Here is a 19,977-nt window from a genome sequence, read left to right as displayed (position 1 = left end):
GCAATCAGGCTCGGGCTACTCCGCGCATCATAGAGCACAGCAACGTCGATACGCTGGGCTTCCGTCCATTCGAGCAGATTGGCACTGAACGCTTCGCGGATGCGAAGCCGCGCCTTCGGGAACTCTGCGGCGAAGCGCAATGCGAGATCCGCGCCCAGACTCGCAGCCAGGGACGGCGGAATGCCGAGTGTGACCTGGCCAGAGACGTCGAGCGTACCTGCCGTCAACTCCTCGCGCACGTCAGAGAGCTGTTGCAGTACGCGTTGGCTGACGTCGAGAAAGCGTTGCCCTGCTTCAGTCAGCGAAACGCCTCGCCCGTGACGATAGAACAACGGGCCGCGCAATTCGCTCTCGAGCTTGCCTATCTGCCTGCTCAAAGCCGGCTGACTGACGCCCAATCGCACGGCCGCTCGCGACAACGATCCGACGGCTGCGGTTTCGAGGAAGTATCGGATCTCAAGCAGGTCCAAGGCAATACCGAGCTCCAGCCAATCAACGTTCCAGTTATAGCTCTTATCTGTCTTAGCCAACGAGTTAGCAGGGCCTGCGGAATTGATGACGGTCCACCCGCGTCTCCGGCGTGTCTGGGAGACAGGACTGAGCGGGCCGCAAGGTTCGTGATCGCGATGCAGAAGTCAGCAAATATTAGGCGGAACGAGTTTCCGCTGAAGGCCCGATCGCTGGAAAGACGTTTAAATGTGGAAATCTCGTGTCGGCCACGCGGCTTGGCTTTGGAAGCGCGACGAGACAGGCTGAAGTTAGGAAGGCGTTGCTCAAAAGGGGCCGAAGCCGACATGACGGCATCTACTATCCGAATCTCTGGCGCGGACGCAAAACAAACGTTGGCGCTTAATCCGGTGAACCGCCGTATATGCGCCCAGCGATGTGGGGGGAGAGTTGCTCCCCATATCCCGATTGGACGTGCGGGTAGAAGCTGGACCGCAAAGATGCGGCTTCCGTTTGCAGGAGACACTTGTCATATCGATGGTCCTTTGCCGCAATACGCGGCCCTGATCCTAACCAAGGTAAGTTCGGCCGACTTCCCTGCACGCCCACCGGATTTAACACCCAACCCCGATTGTGGACTTTGCGATCATTGGCTCGCTCGTCCGGCTGGGTGGGCTCACTATCCGGTGCTCGAGCATTGGGCCGCAGGTTTGCTCCACGCTTCCTTCAGATCCAACCTTCCGATGACGGCGCTTGCGCTTCGCTCGCCCTTTGCCGCCCTCCGGCAGGACTTCCACCTTCAAGGTATCGAACGTGCACGGCATAGTAAAAAGGCCTCCGATGGGCATGTCGGAGGCCTTTCTTGGAAGCCAACCTTTTAGGTTAGGCGTGCCACTTCTTTTGTTTGAGGGTCGGCAGAGACTCACCAGTTGCGCTGAGCGTGCAGCAACATCGTGAGACTGTTCTGGTTCTTGAGCTCATAAACAGCACCCGGCTTTGCAATGCCTGACTGCAACGGCAGTGTTACGGTACTTCCGCTTGCCCACTTCTGATCCAGCATCATGTAATTGACGTCGGCCAAGAAGGTCAGATTCTTCACCGGCGTCCACGAGGTGTATGTACCGATACTCGCATAGTTGAAGTCGGGGTTACAACCGGCGAGGCCGCTCGAAAGCGCCAGTCCAGTAACGAAGGCACCACAGATGTACCCCTTGGCTGTGCTGTTGTAGCGCACAGCGGCCAATGCCCCGTAGAGTGAAGTGGCCCAGTGGCGATCCCAGTTGTGGGTGAAGCCGCCATTGAACCCAAAGGTCTTAGTCAATTCCTGGCCCCCGCCCGGAACGAAGACAGAATCAGAAACGCCAGCAATCCCTACGCTCTGGTAAGCCCCGGCCAAATTCGTGCCACCGTACATGGCGAAGTTGGTTCCATTCAAGCTACTGAAATTGTAGCGGCTTGCACCGTCGGTATAAACGCCTTGAATGTTTATGGTGTCGCCAGGCCCGGTCGGCAGATTCTTTATTGATAAAGCCAGCTGACCGGCCCAACCCCACTTATCATCCGGATGGCCAGTAATTTCGGACGCGCCATAGTAGGCGGCATGATTGTCATGCGCAGCAAACGAAGCCTGGAAAAGACCCCAAGGCTGATCAACACGGAGCATCGCGACAAAATCAGGAGCAATCGTCCCTGCGAAGTCGTTGCCTCCATAGGATCCGAAGGCGAGCCCCGCAGCCGTCGCCGCACCCATGTTCCAGATGCTGGTCGTGTAATTTTGGACCTGATCTTGGGCTGAGAACGAAGCTGTGATGCCCTGCCCGAAGTCGGCAGTATAGGTGAACTGATTCACTTTCTCAAAGCCACCACTGCCTACCAATTCGTACCAGTTTGCCGGGTAGTCGGCCCAAGGCGCAGAAAACTGCGACAAAGTCTTGCCAATAGTAAAACCAGCGAACTGGATAAAGGCATCTTGGAACCACATGGCACCGCCCGCGACGGCGCCCGGATTCGCATTATTTGGCGCCGACACGCCGCCAATCGACTGGTAAACCGAAGTCCCGTTCCCTTGCCCGCTGTAGTTTCCGTCCGACCATTGGAAAGCCGCCTGGAAGAAAGTGCGAACCGTTCCATATTCGGTCGCAGTGCGCGTATCAATGCTCAGCGCTTCGCGAGCTCGCCAGGAATAGGCATTACTAAAACGGTTTTGCGCGCCCCCGGGGCCTTCGTCGGCGGGATAACCTTGGATATTCGAACGCACGGTGGTCCAAGCACGGAGATAGCCTCCAAGCTTGATGCAAGTATCAGTGCCCGGGATGTAGTAGAAACCGGGACCATAGAGCGAACAGACCTTTACGTACTCGATGGGCTTCGCCTTCGCGGGAAGATCAGCTGCCCGCGCCTCGGCGCCGGCCAATGCCGCCGCAGCTCCGAGGATTAAAGTCCTTGTCAGTTTCATCGATGTGTTCCCCCTGGTTCGATACTCACGTCCCAGCCTGCATTATTTGCAATGCAGATATTCACCGATATAGGGTCTGACTCGCCGAAATCCTGCAAAGAAGCCGGTATGCGGCAGTCGCGAAAGCGTGCCTTCGAGCGTTGATCATGTCCGGCCTTTTCGGTTAGCCCCTCGGCGGTTGTGCAACCCTTCGCGCATCCAACCGCAAGCCTCGACAGCACTCAATGTAACCAAGCGACCCGCTGAATATCACCAGCTGCGTAACTCAATCTATGATCGTTTTCGTAGGAGACCCCGCCGCTGCGCAACGTCTGCTGCTCCGCAACGCCTACGCAAGCCCAATGTTGCGCGACCTCTACGACATGCGCCCATCGCCGAGCGTTTCTTCCACTCTTTTTTCCGCCGACCGCCTCTCGCGCGAGGTTCTTCCCGGCTTTTTGCGAGCAAACGCCCCGCCTAGCTCTCACTGTCCGCCACTCGAAGGCGTCGCGGGGCGTGGCAATACTGACCTTGCGGCCGAACTCGTAAGAGCGCGGGCTTTGCCCTTGCCGATGCACTCGACCTCCGTGGCATCCAACGAATAGACCTTCGGATCGCGCTCATGTTGATTGGCTGCGCACCCGCTGCCTAAACCGAGCAGCAGGTTGAAGCGAGCTTCCAGCACCGCATCGCTACCAATCTTGCGCGGACGTCGCGGATGATCCGGCCAAGCCACGTCCTCAGGAAGTTGGGCACTCCTCAGACGCACATTTCCCCGCGCCTTCATCTTTGGCCCCAAGCGCGGCGGCCTCGGCGCCATCAAGCGAGAGCTGCGCCGCCGCTCCGCTATTGATCCATCATCGGACACTTCAAAGCCCAAGGACACCTCGGCCGGCGCTACTCCACCGACCGCGCCAGTGATGTCGCCAACGTCGTCCTCTCAGCCGTCGGCCACAACTTCCGCTACATCCTCACGTGATTCAGAGAGCTTTTACCCTGTTGCTCCGCTCTGGAGCAGTCCAAACTGTCCACTCAGTTCGAGCCGGGTTCTTAACGGTCGACAATGTGCCGAGAGCGAGTGCGAGGAGCGCCTCTTCGGCGTCAGAGCAAGGAGAGTCACGTGGCTGGCGTTGGCCTCAGTTCGAGCAACAGATCCTTCGAGTCAACCTGTGCGCCGGGACCCACGAGGAGCTCAGTGACTGCCCCGTCGTGCGGCGCGTGCAGCACGGTCTCCATCTTCATAGCCTCAAGCGTAAGCAGCACATCCCCGGCCACAACCTCTTGATCTTTGACGACGTTGACGGTCGCGACGACACCAGGCATTGGCGCGACGATGTGGGCAGTATTCCCGCTCTCCGCCTTGCGGCGCGCTTTGACGGCGGCACCTGCGGCCCGGTCGGGAACAGTGATGATACGTGGCTGCCCGTTCAATTCGAAAAAAAGCGCGACCTGCCCATCGTCGCGGGTTTCGCCGATCGTGATCAGCTGCACGACCAGCGCCTTGCCCCGTTCGATCTCCAGCATCGCTTCGCTGCCGATCTTCATTCCGTAGAAAAACACGGGCGTCGGTAGAACCGTCACCGGTCCGTACTTGCGCTGGATGGCGACAAACTCTGTAAATATCTTCGGGTACATCATGTACGCGGAGAACTCGGCTTCATCGAGTTGACGGCCGCATAACCGCTCTGCGTCCTCACGATATGCCGACAGATCAGCATCCGGCAGGAGTGATCCCGGGCGTGCCGTAATCGGCGTTTCGCCCTTGAGGGCCTTCTTCTGCAGCGCTTTGGGCCAGCCTCCCGGTGGTTGGCCCAGATCGCCGCGGAGCATCTCGACAACGGAGGCGGGAAACGCGATGTCGCGGTCCTCAGCTATCACATCTTCCGACGTCAACCCCTGTGACACCATCATCAACGCCATGTCACCGACGACCTTTGACGAAGGCGTTACCTTGACTATGTCGCCGAACAGGTCGTTGGCCGCGCGGTAAGCTCCTGCAACATCGTGCCAGCGTGTTTCTAGGCCCAGCGAGCGTGCCTGCTCCTTAAGATTAGTGAACTGGCCACCCGGCATTTCATGAAAATAGACCTCCGACGCGCCGGCTCTAAGGTCGCTTTCAAAGGCCCGGTATTGGGCCCGCACCGCCTCCCAATAGTTGCTGATTCGGCGGAGGGCATTTGTGTCAAGACCGGTGTCGCGCTCCGAACGAGCAAGCGCTTCAACGATCGATCCGAGGGGCGGCTGCGAGGTCGTACCACTCATAGCATCCATGGCCGCGTCAATCGCATCGACGCCGGCCTCCACGGCAGCCAGGATTGTGGCACCTGCAATGCCGGAGGTATCGTGGGTATGTAGATGGATCGGCAGGCCGACCTCCTGCTTCAGCGCGGAGATCAGGACGCTCGCTGCACCCGGCTTCAACAGGCCCGCCATGTCCTTGACGCCGAGAATGTGAATCCCAGTCGCCTCGAGGTCTTTCGCCAGCGTGACATAGTATTTGAGGTCGTATTTGCAGCGAGCGGGATCTAGGATGTCGCCCGTATAGCAAATCGCGCCTTCCGCGAGTTTGCCGCTTTCGACCACCGCGTCGATCGAAACCCGCATACTCTCTACCCAGTTCAGGCAATCGAAGATGCGAAACACGTCCATGCCGGCCTTGGCGGCCTGCCGGACAAAATGCCGAAGAACGTTGTCTGGATAGTTGGTATATCCTACGCCATTTGCGCCACGAAGCAGCATTTGAGTCAGGATGTTCGGGACCCGCTCGCGGATCTCGGCCAGTCGCTCCCAGGGATCTTCCGACAGAAAGCGCATCGCCACATCGAATGTCGCCCCCCCCCAACATTCGAGTGAGAGGAGCTGCGGCATCCCGGCCGCGTAAGCCGGCGCGACTGTGACGATGTCTCTCGTTCGCATGCGTGTCGCGAGCAAGGACTGATGTGCATCGCGCATGGTTGTATCGGTTACTAGCACGCGCTTCTCCGCCTTCATCCACTCAGCAAAGGCTTTGGGGCCCAATCGTTCTAGTAATTGTCGGGTTCCGGCGGCCGGAGGATTCGGAAACTGCGGGACGTTCGGCACCGGCGCGTCGGAAGGCGGTTTCGCTCGACCCCGAATTTCGGGGTGGCCATTTACGGTGACATCAGCGATCCAAGTCAAGAGCTTGGTTGCACGATCTTGCCGAGCGCTGAGATCAAAGAGCGCCGGCGTCTCGTCGATGAACCGCGTCGTGTAGTCGTTAGCGCGGAAACGCGGATGCCTGATCACGTTGTGCAGAAAGGCGAGATTGGTCGTTACGCCGCGGATTCGATACTCGGTAAGCGCCCGTGTCATGCGTGCGATGACTTCGCTAGGTGTCGGCGCCCATACGGTCACTTTTTCCAGCATAGGATCATAGAACCGCGTGACAACGGCACCGGAATAGGCCGTACCGCCGTCGATCCGGACGCCGAATCCCATCGCGCCCCGATAAGCGGTGATCCGGCCATAGTCGGGAATGAAGTTGTTTTCCGGATCTTCGGTAGTGATCCGACACTGCATTGCGTGACCGAACAAGCGGATGTCAGCCTGTGGCGGAATGCCGGTCTCGGCGACTTCGCCGATACGTCCGCCCTCAGCGATTCTAATTTGCGCTTTGACGATGTCCAGACCGGTGACCACCTCGGTAACAGTGTGCTCAACTTGGATTCTCGGATTCACTTCGATGAAATAGAACTGGCCGGTCTCAGCATCCATCAGAAACTCGACCGTGCCGGCGCCCACGTATTGCGCCGCCCTGCCGATCTGAAGCGCCGCTGCGCATAGTGCATCGCGTATCACTTGGTCCAGATACGGAGCCGGTGCTCGCTCGATAATTTTCTGGTTTCGCCGCTGAACTGAACAGTCACGCTCGAACAAATGGACTAGGTTGCCTTGGCTGTCCCCGAGGATTTGCACCTCGACATGGCGCGCGTGACGCACGAGCTTCTCAAGATAGACCTCGTCTTTGCCGAATGCCGCGCGAGCTTCGCGCTTCGCGCTTCGCACCGCTTCAACAAGACCGTCCTCGCTTTCAATTGGCCGCATACCGCGGCCGCCTCCGCCCCAGGAAGCTTTAATCATCACCGGATAGCCGATCGTCCTTGCTGCGGAACGGATTCCGTCGGAATCGTCAGGCAATGGGCCGCTTGCCGGCAAGACAGGCACACCGCAGGAGATTGCAAGATCGCGCGCCGCGACCTTGTTGCTCAGAGTACGCATGGTCTTCGGAGACGGTCCAATAAAACCGATCCCATCGCGCGCACAGGCCTCAGCGAATTCGGGGCTCTCGGAGAGAAACCCGTAGCCCGGATGAATGGCGTCGATCCCATGCTCCTTCGCAACGCCGAGAATCTCTTCGATTGAGAGATATGCCTCGATCGGTCCCTTGCCTTTTCCGATCTGGTAAGCCTCGTCGGCTTTAAATCTGTGCAGCGACAGCTTGTCTTGCTCTGCATAGATTGCGAAAGTTCGTAGCCCCAATTCGGCCGCCGCTCTGAAGATCCGAATCGCAATTTCGGACCGGTTCGCGACGAGAAGCTTCTTGATGGCCAACGTTCTAGCGGTAGCAGGCTTGTTCATAGTCAGCACACTGAAAGAAGAACCCGGCGCTCGCTCGGGTAAGATTGGAGCGTGCACGAATTCGAATGGGCGGATTCACCGACCGAATCTAAGGTCGCGAGCGTAGCGGGCATGATCTCTTGCGAGTTCAGGCTCACCGACTGAGGTCGCAGGCTGGAACGGGCCGAAAGGTGAGCACAACCCGGCTCGGCGCAGATGGCGATTTGATCAATGCCGGGAAGGGCAGCTATTTCAAAGACAATTCTTAGCTCACGAGCTGTTTCGATCAACGCAATTAAGTGCCGCCGTAAGTCGGCGACTAACTTCTGCAATGGGCTACCCAGTTCTGCTTTGGGAATTATAAATCCTCCGAATAAAGGCGAACCCCTCGCCTCCGGCGAGACTGCATCCTCTAGATCCATACTGAAGGCGTCTGCTCCGATGCAGCAGCCTTCTTGAACCGCTCAGCCGGTTTGCCGGCACAGACAACGGAGCCCTAATGTCGAGTCTGGATACAGGCCTCAATTCACTTTCGCCGTCTCAGAACTCGAAATGCCTCCCCCTCGAGGGACCCGGGCACCCCACGTAGATCGTCATACTCCACTACTTCTGCATTGACGGTAATCTTTCAATCTTTTGCGAGAGAGGCCTATCAAGAAAATCGAGCGCGCTTGTCGTCTGTGTCACTCGCAGTTCGCACCATTCCCACGCCGCCATTTTGGTCGGCCAGCATAATCGACGACGTTTAAGCGCTGCGCGACGCGACACTTACGATTTCTCTCCTCGGATCAGTCTTCTAATCGGAAAGGAGGTTCGTTTCTCGCGAGGTGGGACCCAACCGCGCCGCAATTCCGCGAATTCTGACGCAATTACGCAGAGTTCCACACCAACAGAAGCTCTGATATGGCAGTCACGAAGCGTCCACCGCCTGCCTTGATAACCGACATCAGCTTCAGCGTAACGGATTCAAAGGCGGCTGCGCAGCGTGACCCGTCTAGCTGGCGATCGATTGATCGTACTCGCGCTCAATGCGCGGGGACGGCAAGCATCACTATTAACAGAATCATCGCTATCGACAGGCTCCTGGTGGTCTCGACGGCGCGCGACGTTTTCTCGTCTGTAGCGAACGCTCTGTTGTCTTTCAGGGAGCCGGCAACCACCCTCGCGAGATGGTGAAAAGGTTCACAGCTATCCTCCTGAAGGCGAAGGAACAATATCGTCGTCATATCGACGGAGCAGCGACGGTCGTCTCAAGGTTTTTGGGACAGGTGACTAACTGGCCGGCGCCTGACAATGCGCCAGGCTGCCGGCGCAACTCGCGTCTGCATGACCGCGGTCTAGTGTCCTGAGTCACAAGTTCGCATCGTTAGATTCGCGTCTGAGTCGCATCGCTGTGCCATGTTTTTGCAGGCAACAGCGATGGAGCATTCGATGGCGCGGCAACTGGCACCCCTGATCTTAACCGACGAGGAGCGGGCTGAACTGAAGGCGTTGGCAGGCCGCCGCAAGACGGCCCAAACCCTGGCGTTGAGGGCCCGGATCGTTCTGGCCTGTGCGGAAGGCAGCCAGAACAAGGAGGTGGCGGCGAAGCTCGGTGTGGTCGAGATGACGGTCGGCAAGTGGCGTCGGCGCTTTGTGCAGGATCGCGTGGAGGGCCTGCGCGACGAGCCAAGGCCCGGAGCTCCCCGGACGATCAATGATGCGCGCATCGAAGCCACCATCGTAAAAACCTTGGAAAGCCTTCCAAAGAACGCGACCCACTGGAGCTCGCGCGGCATGGCGAAGGAGAGCGGGCGGTCGGTGTCAAGCGTGCAGCGCATCTGGCGGGCCTTCGGGTTGCAGCCTCATCGGATGGAGACGTTCAAGCCTCTCGACCGACCCGGATTTCGTGACCAAGGTGCGCGATGTGGTCGGCCTCTACGTCTCCCCGCCCCAGCATGCCGTTGTCCTGTGTGTGGACGAGAAGTCCCAAATCCAGGCGCTCGACCGCAGCCAGCCCATGTTGCCCATGCGCCCCGGTCAGCCCGCACGGCGCAGCCACGACTATACCCGCCATGGCACGACCTCGCTCTTCGCGGCGCTCGACAATGCGACGGGCAAGGTCATCGGCAAATGCTATTCCCGTCACCGTGCCGCGGAGTTCCGCAAGTTCCTCGACGAGATCGAGGCCGCTGTCCCGCGCGGCCTCGATGTCCATCTCGTCATGGACAACTACGCCACGCACAAGGCCCCGCTGATCCGCAACTGGCTCGCCAAACGGCCGCGCTGGCATATCCATCTCACGCCCACCAGCTCGTCCTGGCTCAATCAGGTCGAGCGCTTCTTCGCTCTCATCACCGACAAGAAGATCCGGCGCGGCATCTATCGCAGCGTCCAGGCTCTGCGCGCCGACATCATCGACTTCATCAGCCATCACGATGCCGATCCCAAGCCATTCAAATGGACCAAGTCTGCCGACGACATCCTCGCTTCCATCGAACGCTTCTGTCGATACAATACTCAAGCCCAGGCATCGTAATGTCGCGAATTTCTGGTTCAGGACACTAGCTAGCAGCCCCTTGCGAAAAAGAGCCATGACCGGGCCAGCACTATGATTTTCTAAGCGCCAAATGGTCTGGGTTGGAATTTCGCATTTTTTGGGGAGTCGAAGTCCTCGAAGCGAGGCTCCGTTCGCAGTCAACGCGGCGCCGCCGTCAGGCTCGCGTGTAAGCCGTCTTCACGTTACTGTAGAACTCCTTGGCGTAGGCACCTTGCTCGCGCGGGCCATAGCTCGATCCCTTCCGGCCGCCGAACGGCACATGATAGTCGACGCCCGCCGTCGGCAGGTTGATCATTACCATGCCGGCCTCGCTGTTGCGCTTGAAATGCGTAGCGTATTTGAGCGAGGTCGTGCAGATTCCGGACGAGAGGCCGAACTCGGTATCATTGGCGATGGCGAGAGCCTCATCATAGTTCTTTACGCGGATGACGTTTGCGACGGGACCGAAGACTTCTTCGCGCGAGATACGCATGCCGTTAGTTGTTTCAGTGAAGAGCGCCGGCTCGAGGTAGAATCCGGGGCTGACTCGTTTCAAGAGCTCGCCGCCGAAAACGAGCTTGCCGCCCTCATCCTTCGCGATCTCGATGTACTTGAGATCTTGGTCGAGCTGGCTCTGGTCGACGACTGGGCCGATTTGGGCACCGCACTTAAGCGCGTCATCGACAACAACGCCTTTCAGTCGTTCTATGCAAGCTTCAACGAAATCATCATGGATGCCGGTCTGGACGATCAGGCGGGAGGAGGCGGTGCAGCGCTGGCCAGTGGAGAAGAAGGCGCCGTTGACCGCGACCTCGACCGCTGTTTTCACGTCCGCATCGTCGAGCACGATGAGAGGGTTCTTGCCGCCCATCTCGAGCTGAACTTTCTTCATGGGGCTCGCCGCGGTGCAGGCGGCCGCCACCCTGCGGCCGGTCGGGATCGAGCCGGTAAAAGAAATGGCGTGGATCTCATTGTGCTCGATCATCGCCTGTCCGACTACCGAGCCGCGGCCCATGACCAGATTCAACACTCCTTGAGGCAAGCCAGCGCGATGGATAATGTCCACCAGTGCCCAGGTCGAGCCTGGTACGAGATCGGCCGGCTTGATGACGACGCAATTACCCCAGGCAAGCGCGGGCGCAACCTTCCAGGCCGGGATCGCGATCGGAAAGTTCCAAGGTGTAATGATGCCGACGGTGCCGACCGGTTCGCGTGTGATCTCAACGCCAACGCTCGGACGCAGCGAGGGAATGGCCTCACCGCCAAGCCGCAGGCATTCACCCGCGAAGAAAGCGAAGATCTGACCGGCGCGCGTAGCTTCGCCAATTCCCTCCGCTAGGACTTTCCCCTCCTCGCGTGAGAGCAGACGGCCGAGTTCGTCCTTTCGGGCTAGGATCTCGTCGGAGACCTTTTTCAAGATCTCGTATCGTTCTTGCGGCGTGGAACGGCTCCAGACCGGGAAAGCGGCCTTGGCAGCGGCCACCGCATCATTGAGATCCTCAACTGAGCCGTGGACGTACTCGCCGATGATGTCGTTGGTATTGGAGGGATTTATGTTAAGCGAGGTGTTGGCACTACCGGCCCATCTGCCGGCGATTAGGTTCTTAAATGGCTCGTTCATTTCTGCGTTCCACAACCTTCGAGATGTTTGACCGGCTAGGACAAAGTCATGCTAGTAGGATTTCGGCAATCCAAGTGCTTTCTCAGCAATGAAGCACAAGATGAGCTGGGGACTGATTGGCGCGAGTCTAGGAATCCAAGCTTCCCGCATGTACCGCTCTACATGATACTCTTTTGCATAGCCCATGCCGCCGTGGGTCAAAATTGCGTTTTCGCAGGCGCGAAAACATGTTTCGGCAGCGAGATACTTCGCGGCATTGGCCTCTGCAGCACAGTTCTTGCCAGCGTCGTATAGGGTTGCCGCTTTCATCACCATCAGTTCGGCAGCCTGCAGCTCGATCCACGACTTCGCTAGCGGGTGTTGAATGCTCTGGTTCGTTCCAATTGGTCGATCGAAGACGTTCCTTTCCGCAGCGTAGTGGGCACCCCGCGACAAGGCTATCTTCCCAAGACCGACAGCCTCGGCCGCGATCAATATCCGCTCAGGGTTCATCCCGTGAAGGATATACTTGAACCCCTCGCCCTCCTCACCAATTCGATCGCGTGAAGGGATGCGCAGGTTATCGATGAAGACCTGATTCGAATCGACGCATTTGCGACCCATCTTATCGATCTCTCGAACTTCAATGGCGGTCCGGTCGAGGTCAATATAGAACAGCGATAGTCCCGCCGTGCCCTTGCACTCCGATGCGGGCGTAGTTCTCGCAAGAAGCAGCATCTTGTTGGCAACCTGGGCAGTCGATATCCAAACCTTCTGGCCCGAGACGATGTACTCGTTGCCCTCACGCCGGGCGAACGTCTTCAATTTAAGCGTGTTCAGACCGGTGTTTGGCTCAGTCACGGCGAAGCAAGCCTTGTCTCGACCTTCTACCAACCGAGGGAGCCATCGCTGCTTCTGCTCTTCAGTCCCAAAGACGACAACCGGATAAAGGCCGAAGATATTCATGTGAACGGCAGACGCGCCGGATAACCCGGCGCCGGTCTGCGCGATTGTCTGCATCATTAACGCGGCCTCGGTAATACCAAGTCCAGCACCGCCGAAACGCTCCGGAATCGCGATACCAAGCCAGCCTGACTCCGCGAGAGCTCGATGAAACTCATGTGGAAAACCACCCTCGCGATCTTTTGTTGCCCAATACTCTGCGTTGAAAGGCTCGCACGTCCGCTGGAGTGCGTCGCGAATTTGCTCCTGATTTTCCGTTAGCTCAAAATTCATCGTTTCAGCCCTATTTGGCAGAGTCAGTGGTCGCTTTCCGAAGAGCTGTCCTTACTTTTCGTCGGAGATGTCCAGGGACTCAACCTTAGCTTGGTGCTCGCGAAATTTCGGCGGAGGCATGCGATAGGTCGGAGAGGTTCTGCGCAATTTTATCGGCGATGCAATACCTCTATACTCCTCAAGGTCGACGATCATCTCGGAATGGGAAGTATGAGCGTGCTGAAGGGCGGCGCTGACGCCGAGAACACCTGATGCTGGAACGCCGGCCTTCATCAGCCTCACCGATAGCTCCTCCCCGCGATGGGTGCTCATCAGAGCGATCAAGCGCTCTTTCAGCTCTTCTCGATTGATGCTTCGAGCTTTGTTGCCTCCGAAGCGCGGATCCGACGCCAACTCCGAATCAGAAAGAACGTCACACAAGGTCCTGAACTGCCGGTCATTTCCGACTGCGAGGAAAATCGGAACCGTTAACGTAGGAAATACGTCGTAGGGAGCAATGTTCGGATGAGCATTACCTGTCCGCGAGGGATTTGCGCCGGACGCGAAGTAATTTGCAGCATGCGGATGTAGAATGGAAAGCGCACTATCAAACAGACTTACGTTGACCAACTGACCGAGACCACTTCGCGATCGATCCTGCAGCGCGAGCAATATTCCGATCGCCGAGTTGAAGCCGGTAACAAGATCGATGATCGGAATACCAACCCTTGTAGGCGGTCCTCCAGCCTCTCCATTAATGCTCATAATGCCTGACATAGCCTGAACGGCAGCATCGTAGCCAGGTAAACCGCCCAGCGGTCCATCGGCACCAAAACCTGAAATGTTGCAGTAAATAAGTCGAGGAAATTCGTGGGACAGCCTCGCATACCCGAGTCCCCAACGATCCATTGAGCCAGTCTTGAAGTTTTCGACTAAGACATCCGCGTCTTTCAGGAGCGTCAGGAGGCGCTCCTTTCCGCATTCCGTTGACAGATCGAGCGAAACGCCAAACTTGTTGCGGTTTACCCCTCTATAGTACGAGGCAGTGCCGCCATTAAACGGTGGGCCCCACGTTCGGGTTTCATCGCCGCTCGGTGGCTCAACCTTGAGGACACTGGCACCGTGGTCTGCAAGGATCTGAGTACAGAACGGCCCGCTCAAAACCCTCGAGAGATCGATGATCCTAATGCCGTCAAGAGCGCCTGATATGCCCATTGCATCGTCACGCAGATTTTTGTACATTAATAGAGGAGTCGCTTGAGTTCGCCGCATCCTGCCGCTGCGCGCGTGCCCTCTCAATCATGTTCGAATAGGGATAATACGGCGGAAACTCACCGATCGCCTGCATATTGATCTCAACAAGAGTCGGCCCCTTCACCTCGAGCGCATTCGCGACGGCGGTACGTACCTCTTCGGCAGAGTTCACACGCCAAGCAGAAATCCCGGCCAAGTCGCCAAGTTTGAGCAGATCAGGTCCCAGAAGATCTCCGAACGCACGACGGCCATTGCACATGGCGTCTTGCATATATTTGATGACGCCGTAGCCGTTATCGTTCATCACGATGATCACAATGTCGGCGTTCTCTTGAACCGCAGTCCAGAGTTCTGTCATGTTGAACAGAAAGCCACCGTCACCGGTAAGCAGGACCGTTTTCCGGCCGCTGATGGCCGCACCGATCGCAAGTTGTAGACCTTGGCCGATGCCTGCGCCGACCGGATAGATGTTATCGCGCGGACCGTACAGCGGGAACAGCCGATGACCCCATGTAGAACTGCTGAGAGTGATGTCGCGCGCCCAGACGGCATCCCGTGGCATGACTGAACGCAGCTCAGAGGGAAAGTCTTTGTAAGGTCCCAAGGTCGCACGGAAGTCGGATGTCGCCTTCCCTTTCGCCAATCGGACCCGCTGCCGGAAGTCGGGATCGATCCTCATGACATTGCAGATTTTGCCGCGAAGTCTTGCGAGCACTTCGACACAATCGGCGCAGATGAATTGGACATTTGGGTAGGTTCGACCGTCGGCTAAAGGATCTATGTCAATCTGGATCAAGTTCTTTGGTAATTGGCAGGAATGGTCGAGCATCTCATGCCCTCTGATCCTCGAACCGATCACGATAAGAAGATCGACGTCCCTATAGAGTTGCTCGATAGCGGGCGAGCCCGGCCCGTTGAGAGGTCCAATATTGAGGGGGTGTTCGTCAGAGACGATGCCATGGCCAGCCCAACTCGTGACCATCCCAAAGCCAAGTTCAAGGAGAGCCTCGATCTCTGCACCCGCGTGCTTGGCCCCGCCGCCAACCCAAAGCATAGGTTTTTTGGCTAACTTCACCCGCTCAGCGAGCCTATCGATTTCTGAGTCTTCTGGGAAGCGCGTGAGCGGGCGTGGTGCAATCAGGTTCGCCTCGTCAGGTCGCTCGACGGAAGCGCGCTGAATATCGATTGGTATTTCTATGCTGACAGGCCCGCAGGGAGGCGACCAAGCATCCAGAATAGCGCGTTTCAAAATGGCCAGAGCTTCCTGAGCCGAACGAATGCGATAAGCTGCTTTATTCGTAGCACTCAGCATAGCCAGCTGATCGGGAACTTCGTGAACGGAGCCCTTTCCACGATCTAGGTTCGACGTAGCTGACTGCCCTGTGATGTGGAGCAAAGGCGTTGCCGCGAATCTAGCCTCCACAAGACCGGGCACCGCATTAGCCGCACCGGGACCCGTGCTACTGATGACGACGGCCATTTTCCCGGATGCCCGCGCAAAACCATCGGCCATGTGTGCGGCGCCGGTCTCACCTCGGGTCATGACCATGCGAAACTGAGGGCGCTGGGCAATCGAATCCATAATCGGGATATTGTGGACTGAGACGATCCCAAACGCTGTGTCGATGCCATTTGCTTGGAGGCAATCCACCACCAACGAACCAACCGTGTAAATAGTCATATGCCTGTTTCCGAGACCCGTTAGACGGCGCGAATCCGCAAAATGTGCCTTTTGCTGAGCATCTCGAGCCGGAGACGCTCACTGAAGCGCTTAAGTGTTGCTTCAGATAATGGAGGCCATTGTTAGCCGACAGAGAGTTGTGATGTCGTAGACTGGCAATCCAGTGAGACGCCGAATCGCCGGTGCAACCGAAGGCAATCCCGTGCATTCGAACAAGATTGCGGCGATCTCCGGGTGCACTGCCCGGAGGCGCGAAACGCACGCGACGACATCCCTCTCGATATCGGCAACTGACGTCTGCAGTGGCGGACGCTTCATCTCGTTTTGGTAGTACTTCCCACCTTCGATACCGTCAATCACGATCCTTGTACGGTCAGCAGGATCGTCAATGTCGAGCAGATCTTCATCGCAAAGTTTGGAGTCGGCCGTCACAACGGCGAGCTTAGCGGTGCGTGACAATTGACGGAGTAACATTGGTGCCAACAGAACGCTCGATAGCGCCACGGGAACATTCACTGCTGCGGCAACCGCTGCTTGATGCCGGATGAAAAACCCGCAGTTTGAGCTTATTGCTACGGCGCCTCGTTCGACCAAACGTCTGGCAGCGGCGATGCAGGCTGGCTCGAGGGTCGGATCGCCAGGGAGGATCCTGTCCGGCCACGCTCCCGTAACAGTTTCCGAAATGGTGGGAAAATCGAAGGTGTCCGGATCCTGTATTGAACCGGGTCTCGGTTTGGGAGGCGAAGGTCCGCGTTCGAGGCTCAAAATACCGAGATAGCGGTGCTGTGATTGCATTTGTAAACTCCGAAAGAGTTGGGGTTCGGTGGCTTGGGACGACACCGTGCTAGTGCCGCAAGTCAAAACTTAGGGACAGGAATCGACGCAATGATCGCCTGAGCAACTCGATCTGGTGACGCAGCATGACACGAATACTGGTATTCAAGGTAGTCGAACCTGCCACGTCCGAAAGATCGCGAGGAGACAATTTCACGTTCGTCATCTAGTCGTCGCATACACGCGGATCGATTGGCCATCAGAGCACATACTGTCATGATCATGACGAGTCTCCGTGCAATGCACTCAGTGCTAGGTCAATGCGCTTAACACTCTCCCTCAGTAAGGCTTCATCGGCCGCATAGCTGATACGAAAATGACCGGGCATACCGAAGTCGCTACCAGGAACAACGGCAACACCCGCGTCCTCTAACAAGTAGTGTGCGAGATCAACATCCGTTACGAGCTCTCGCCCAGCAGGTGAGTAGCGTCCGAGAACTCGCGAGCAATTGGGAAACACGTAGAACGCACCATCCGGTACGGCGCAGGAAATACCTCTGATGCGATTAAGTTCAGTTGTTACAAGATCACGACGGAATCTGAACGTTGATCGAAGACGATCGATAACGCCTGCTGGACCGTCAAGTGCGGCACAGGCAGCCGCCTGCGAGATAGAGGACGGACAAGATGTAATCTGAGACTGAATAGTCGCCATGGAGGCAATCAGCGCAGCAGGTCCCGCCCCATAACCAATCCGCCAGCCGGTCATACAATAGGCTTTTGATACCCCATTGACGGTCAGCGTCCGCGCCTTAAGCCGGCTATCGACAGCTGCGAGAGTCGCAAAGGGTTGATCGGCAAACAGTAGATGTTCGTAGATGTCGTCCGCTAAGATCCACACTTGCGGGTGGCGACCCAGCACTTCTGCAAGCGCCCTTAGCTCTCCCGCTGAATAGGCTGTACCTGTCGGATTCGATGGCGAGTTCAAGATTAGCCATTTGGTGCGCGTTGTGATCGCCCGCTCTAGAAGCTCGGGGGTTAGCTTAAAACCATTCTGCGGCTGCGTATGAACGAGGATGGGCTCGCCGCCGACCAAACGAGTGATTTCAACGTAGGAGGGGTAGTAGGGAAGGGGCACAATGACCTCATCACCCTCGTCTACAGTTGCGGCCAGCGCATTATAGATGACTTGCTTAGCACCGCTTCCAACTGAAATTTCATTCAGAGCGAAGGTTAGGGAATTCTCGCGCTCGAACTTTCGGCGGATCGCTTCCTTGAGGGCCTTGGTCCCGTCCGAAGCGGTGTAATGCGTATCCCCATTGCGCATAGCAATGAAAGCCGCCTCCTGAATGTGGGTAGGCGTATCGCAATCTGGCTCTCCCAATGCCAAGCTAATGACATCTCGCCCCACTGAACGAAGGCTTGCAGCACGCGCGACGAGCGCCAGCATGGGGGATGGCGCCACCCGCGACATACGCCGCGCCAATCGCAACGGGAGGGCAGTCGAATCACCCATTCGCCGCTCCCGCCGCCTTTCGGAAATGGCGGTAATCCCTTTCCGCCGCCTCCTGCGAAACAAGACCCCGGCGGACGTCGTAAGCAATCGCGTCTAGCTCACGCTCTGCGGGATCTCCGTAGCCCCCACCACCCGGTAGTTCGATCACCAAGCGATCCGATACCGGAACATCCTGTTGACCTTTGCCCGCCAACACCGCGCCTGAGGCAAGACGAACTCGACCTACAGCGCCCGGTTGCCCACCGTCGCGCCCGCGAGCAGGGTTATGGATACGATCGAACATGGCCTTGAGGCTCAGATGTGTTCGGTGCAAGGCCCCGATCTCGACAATTTGGCCGGAGCCTCCGCGGAATTTACCAGCGCCGCCAGAATCCGTTCGCAGTTCCTTGCGCCAAAACACCATCGGCGCGGTATTTTCGATCGCCTCGACCGGAATGCCTTTCAGAGCTGCCGGGAATGCAGTCGCATCAAGACCGTCTTTGGAGGATCGCGCACCCATCCCGCCTGCTATGAGAGAGAAAAACTCCCATGTTCTCGGCTCTCTCTTAAAGCCGGTTGTCCCCCGCAGGTAGGGGTTCCACATCATGCCAGATTCGGCGAGCGTTTGACCTGGTAGCGCTTGCTCCAGACATCCCATGACCGCGTCTGGAAGGCAGTGGCCGATGATATGCCGCGCAGAGACCGGAGCTGGCCGCTGCGGATTAACGATAGTCCCCATGGGCGCCGTTACGGAGAATCTAGACAACGCTCCATGATTGCAGGGCACTTCAGGAGCGATAACACATTTGATGCCGTAGAATGCGTACGCACCAGTGTAGATAAGAGGCACGTTGATCCCAAAAGCGCTGCAGGGTGAAGTGCCCGCGAAGTCGAGCGCAATCTGTCCATCTCTTAGAGTCATTGCGACTGCAATATCGACTGGCTTTTCGTAACCATCAATTGTGATCTTGTTATAATAGACACCCTCCGGCAGACGCCGAATAGCAGCTTCAGTCGCGGATCGCGACGTCTCGAGAATGTAGGCACCGATCTCTGCGACATCTGGTAGATTGAATTCCTCAAGCATTTCGGAAAGGCGCCGCGCTCCTTCTTCACCGGCCGCTAGGATTGCTAGGAGATCGCCCTCCGTCTGCAGTGGTTCACGCGAATTTGCGCAAAGCAGACGAACGAGATCCCGATTTAGCGCACCCGCTCGCGTGAGATGCATATGGGGAATAGCAACCCCTTCTTCGAAGATGTCGCGCCCATCGGGACCCATGCCGCGCCCGCCAAGATCCACAAGATGAACCGTGGCCGCGAAGAGACCCACGATTTTTCCGCGGTGGAAAGCGGGCGTAACTATCGTGACGTCATTAAGATGCCCCGAGGCCAGCCATGGATCGTTCGTCACGTAGGCATCGCCGGGCTTCATCGCAGCGACCGGAAATTCGTCGAAAAAGTGCACTACTGCGGCGGCCATGGAATTTACGTGACCCGGCGTGCCGGTCACGGCCTGGGTCAGCATGCGACCTTCAAGATCGAAGAGGCCCGCAGAAACATCTCCGCTTTCTCGAACGGGAGGGCTGAACGCGGCATGTATCATTACTTGCGCCTGCTCCTCGCAAACTGCGATTAACCGATTCCAAAGAATTTGAGATTCGATGACGCTACGCACGATTGACCTCGTGAATAGGTTGGAGAGATGCGCGCGCAAACTCAGACTCGCCTAGGGTCGCGCCAGAATGATGAAGAATTGCCCTGCCAACTTCGCGGCTGGCGGTAGTAGTTTCCCAGATCACAAGCGCGTTCCTCGCGAGCTGCATTTGCAAATCAATGAAGAAATCGGCACCGAGCTCTGCACTTCTCACGCTTGCTCGGGCGGGCCCCATACGCGAACTGCGTCCGCTGTTCGCGAGAGTGCGCAGAAGCGGTCGATGTCGTCAAGTAAAATTTGCGACCATTGTTCGCAATACGCGAACAG

At 57.5% G+C, this 19,977-nt stretch carries 10 protein-coding genes and 2 pseudogenes; 2 read left to right on the top strand and 10 right to left on the bottom strand.

Features of this window, described 5'->3' with window-relative positions:
- On the bottom strand, window positions 1-530 hold a 530-nt coding region (locus FBZ93_RS39915), incomplete at its 3' end, for a LysR family transcriptional regulator (RefSeq protein WP_146993172.1).
- Window positions 531-1,369: 839 nt separating this feature from the next.
- The gene (locus FBZ93_RS39910) at window positions 1,370-2,902 is read right to left on the bottom strand and encodes a porin (protein ID WP_146993171.1); all 1,533 of its coding nucleotides are present in this window, start codon (window positions 2,900-2,902) and stop codon (window positions 1,370-1,372) included.
- A gap of 755 nt (window positions 2,903-3,657) precedes the next feature.
- On the opposite strand from FBZ93_RS39910, the pseudogene FBZ93_RS39900 reads away from it, so the two are divergent.
- Window positions 3,658-3,854: pseudogene (locus FBZ93_RS39900) on the top strand (IS5/IS1182 family transposase); the annotation flags it as partial.
- 143 nt (window positions 3,855-3,997) lie between these two features.
- Here FBZ93_RS39900 and pyc read toward each other — a convergent pair.
- Window positions 3,998-7,480 (bottom strand): pyruvate carboxylase, encoded by a 3,483-nt coding sequence (gene pyc / locus FBZ93_RS39895; protein ID WP_146993170.1) that lies wholly within the window; start codon window positions 7,478-7,480, stop codon window positions 3,998-4,000.
- A 1,410-nt stretch (window positions 7,481-8,890) separates the two neighbouring features.
- Between pyc and FBZ93_RS39890 the strand changes: the two are divergent.
- Window positions 8,891-9,977, top strand: a pseudogene (locus FBZ93_RS39890) (IS630 family transposase).
- Between the two features lie 175 nt (window positions 9,978-10,152).
- Here FBZ93_RS39890 and FBZ93_RS39885 read toward each other — a convergent pair.
- From FBZ93_RS39885 to FBZ93_RS39855, 7 genes are all read right to left on the bottom strand, one after another.
- A complete protein-coding gene (locus tag FBZ93_RS39885) occupies window positions 10,153-11,598 on the bottom strand; it encodes an aldehyde dehydrogenase family protein (RefSeq protein WP_146993169.1) in 1,446 nt (481 codons plus the stop codon).
- 51 nt (window positions 11,599-11,649) lie between these two features.
- Window positions 11,650-12,813 (bottom strand): acyl-CoA dehydrogenase family protein, encoded by a 1,164-nt coding sequence (locus FBZ93_RS39880; protein ID WP_146993168.1) that lies wholly within the window; start codon window positions 12,811-12,813, stop codon window positions 11,650-11,652.
- A 51-nt stretch (window positions 12,814-12,864) separates the two neighbouring features.
- Entirely contained in the window at window positions 12,865-14,034 is a 1,170-nt protein-coding gene (locus FBZ93_RS39875; protein ID WP_246667858.1) for a CaiB/BaiF CoA transferase family protein, read from the bottom strand.
- Window positions 14,015-15,727 (bottom strand): thiamine pyrophosphate-binding protein, encoded by a 1,713-nt coding sequence (locus tag FBZ93_RS39870; protein ID WP_146993167.1) that lies wholly within the window; start codon window positions 15,725-15,727, stop codon window positions 14,015-14,017. The genes FBZ93_RS39875 and FBZ93_RS39870 overlap by 20 nt, the downstream gene beginning before the upstream one ends.
- Window positions 15,728-15,829: 102 nt before the next feature.
- Window positions 15,830-16,522: a hypothetical protein gene (locus FBZ93_RS41040; protein WP_167529460.1), complete on the bottom strand. Its 693-nt coding sequence runs from the start codon at window positions 16,520-16,522 to the stop codon at window positions 15,830-15,832.
- Between the two features lie 259 nt (window positions 16,523-16,781).
- Entirely contained in the window at window positions 16,782-17,951 is a 1,170-nt protein-coding gene (locus FBZ93_RS39860) for a pyridoxal phosphate-dependent aminotransferase (RefSeq protein ID WP_433995487.1), read from the bottom strand.
- A 58-nt stretch (window positions 17,952-18,009) separates the two neighbouring features.
- Window positions 18,010-19,671: a hydantoinase B/oxoprolinase family protein gene (locus FBZ93_RS39855; RefSeq protein ID WP_246667857.1), complete on the bottom strand. Its 1,662-nt coding sequence runs from the start codon at window positions 19,669-19,671 to the stop codon at window positions 18,010-18,012.
- Between the last annotated feature and the right edge of the window lie 306 nt (window positions 19,672-19,977).

This window comes from Bradyrhizobium macuxiense, assembly GCF_007993935.1.
GTDB lineage: Bacteria > Pseudomonadota > Alphaproteobacteria > Rhizobiales > Xanthobacteraceae > Bradyrhizobium > Bradyrhizobium macuxiense_A.
The sequence above is the reverse complement of the archived record's forward strand: the minus strand, read 5'-3'. Positions and strand labels throughout refer to the sequence as shown.

Excerpts from the sequence above, each read along its gene's own strand:
- FBZ93_RS41040 (WP_167529460.1), bottom strand. The coding sequence starts at position 16,522 with ATGCAATCACAGCACCGCTATCTCGGTATTTTGAGCCTCGAACGCGGA.
- pyc (WP_146993170.1), bottom strand. The coding sequence starts at position 7,480 with ATGAACAAGCCTGCTACCGCTAGAACGTTGGCCATCAAGAAGCTTCTC.
- FBZ93_RS39870 (WP_146993167.1), bottom strand. The coding sequence starts at position 15,727 with ATGACTATTTACACGGTTGGTTCGTTGGTGGTGGATTGCCTCCAAGCA.
- FBZ93_RS39910 (WP_146993171.1), bottom strand. The coding sequence starts at position 2,902 with ATGAAACTGACAAGGACTTTAATCCTCGGAGCTGCGGCGGCATTGGCC.
- FBZ93_RS39885 (WP_146993169.1), bottom strand. The coding sequence starts at position 11,598 with ATGAACGAGCCATTTAAGAACCTAATCGCCGGCAGATGGGCCGGTAGT.
- FBZ93_RS39875 (WP_246667858.1), bottom strand. The coding sequence starts at position 14,034 with ATGTACAAAAATCTGCGTGACGATGCAATGGGCATATCAGGCGCTCTT.
- FBZ93_RS39880 (WP_146993168.1), bottom strand. The coding sequence starts at position 12,813 with ATGAATTTTGAGCTAACGGAAAATCAGGAGCAAATTCGCGACGCACTC.
- FBZ93_RS39860 (WP_433995487.1), bottom strand. The coding sequence starts at position 17,951 with ATGCTGGCGCTCGTCGCGCGTGCTGCAAGCCTTCGTTCAGTGGGGCGA.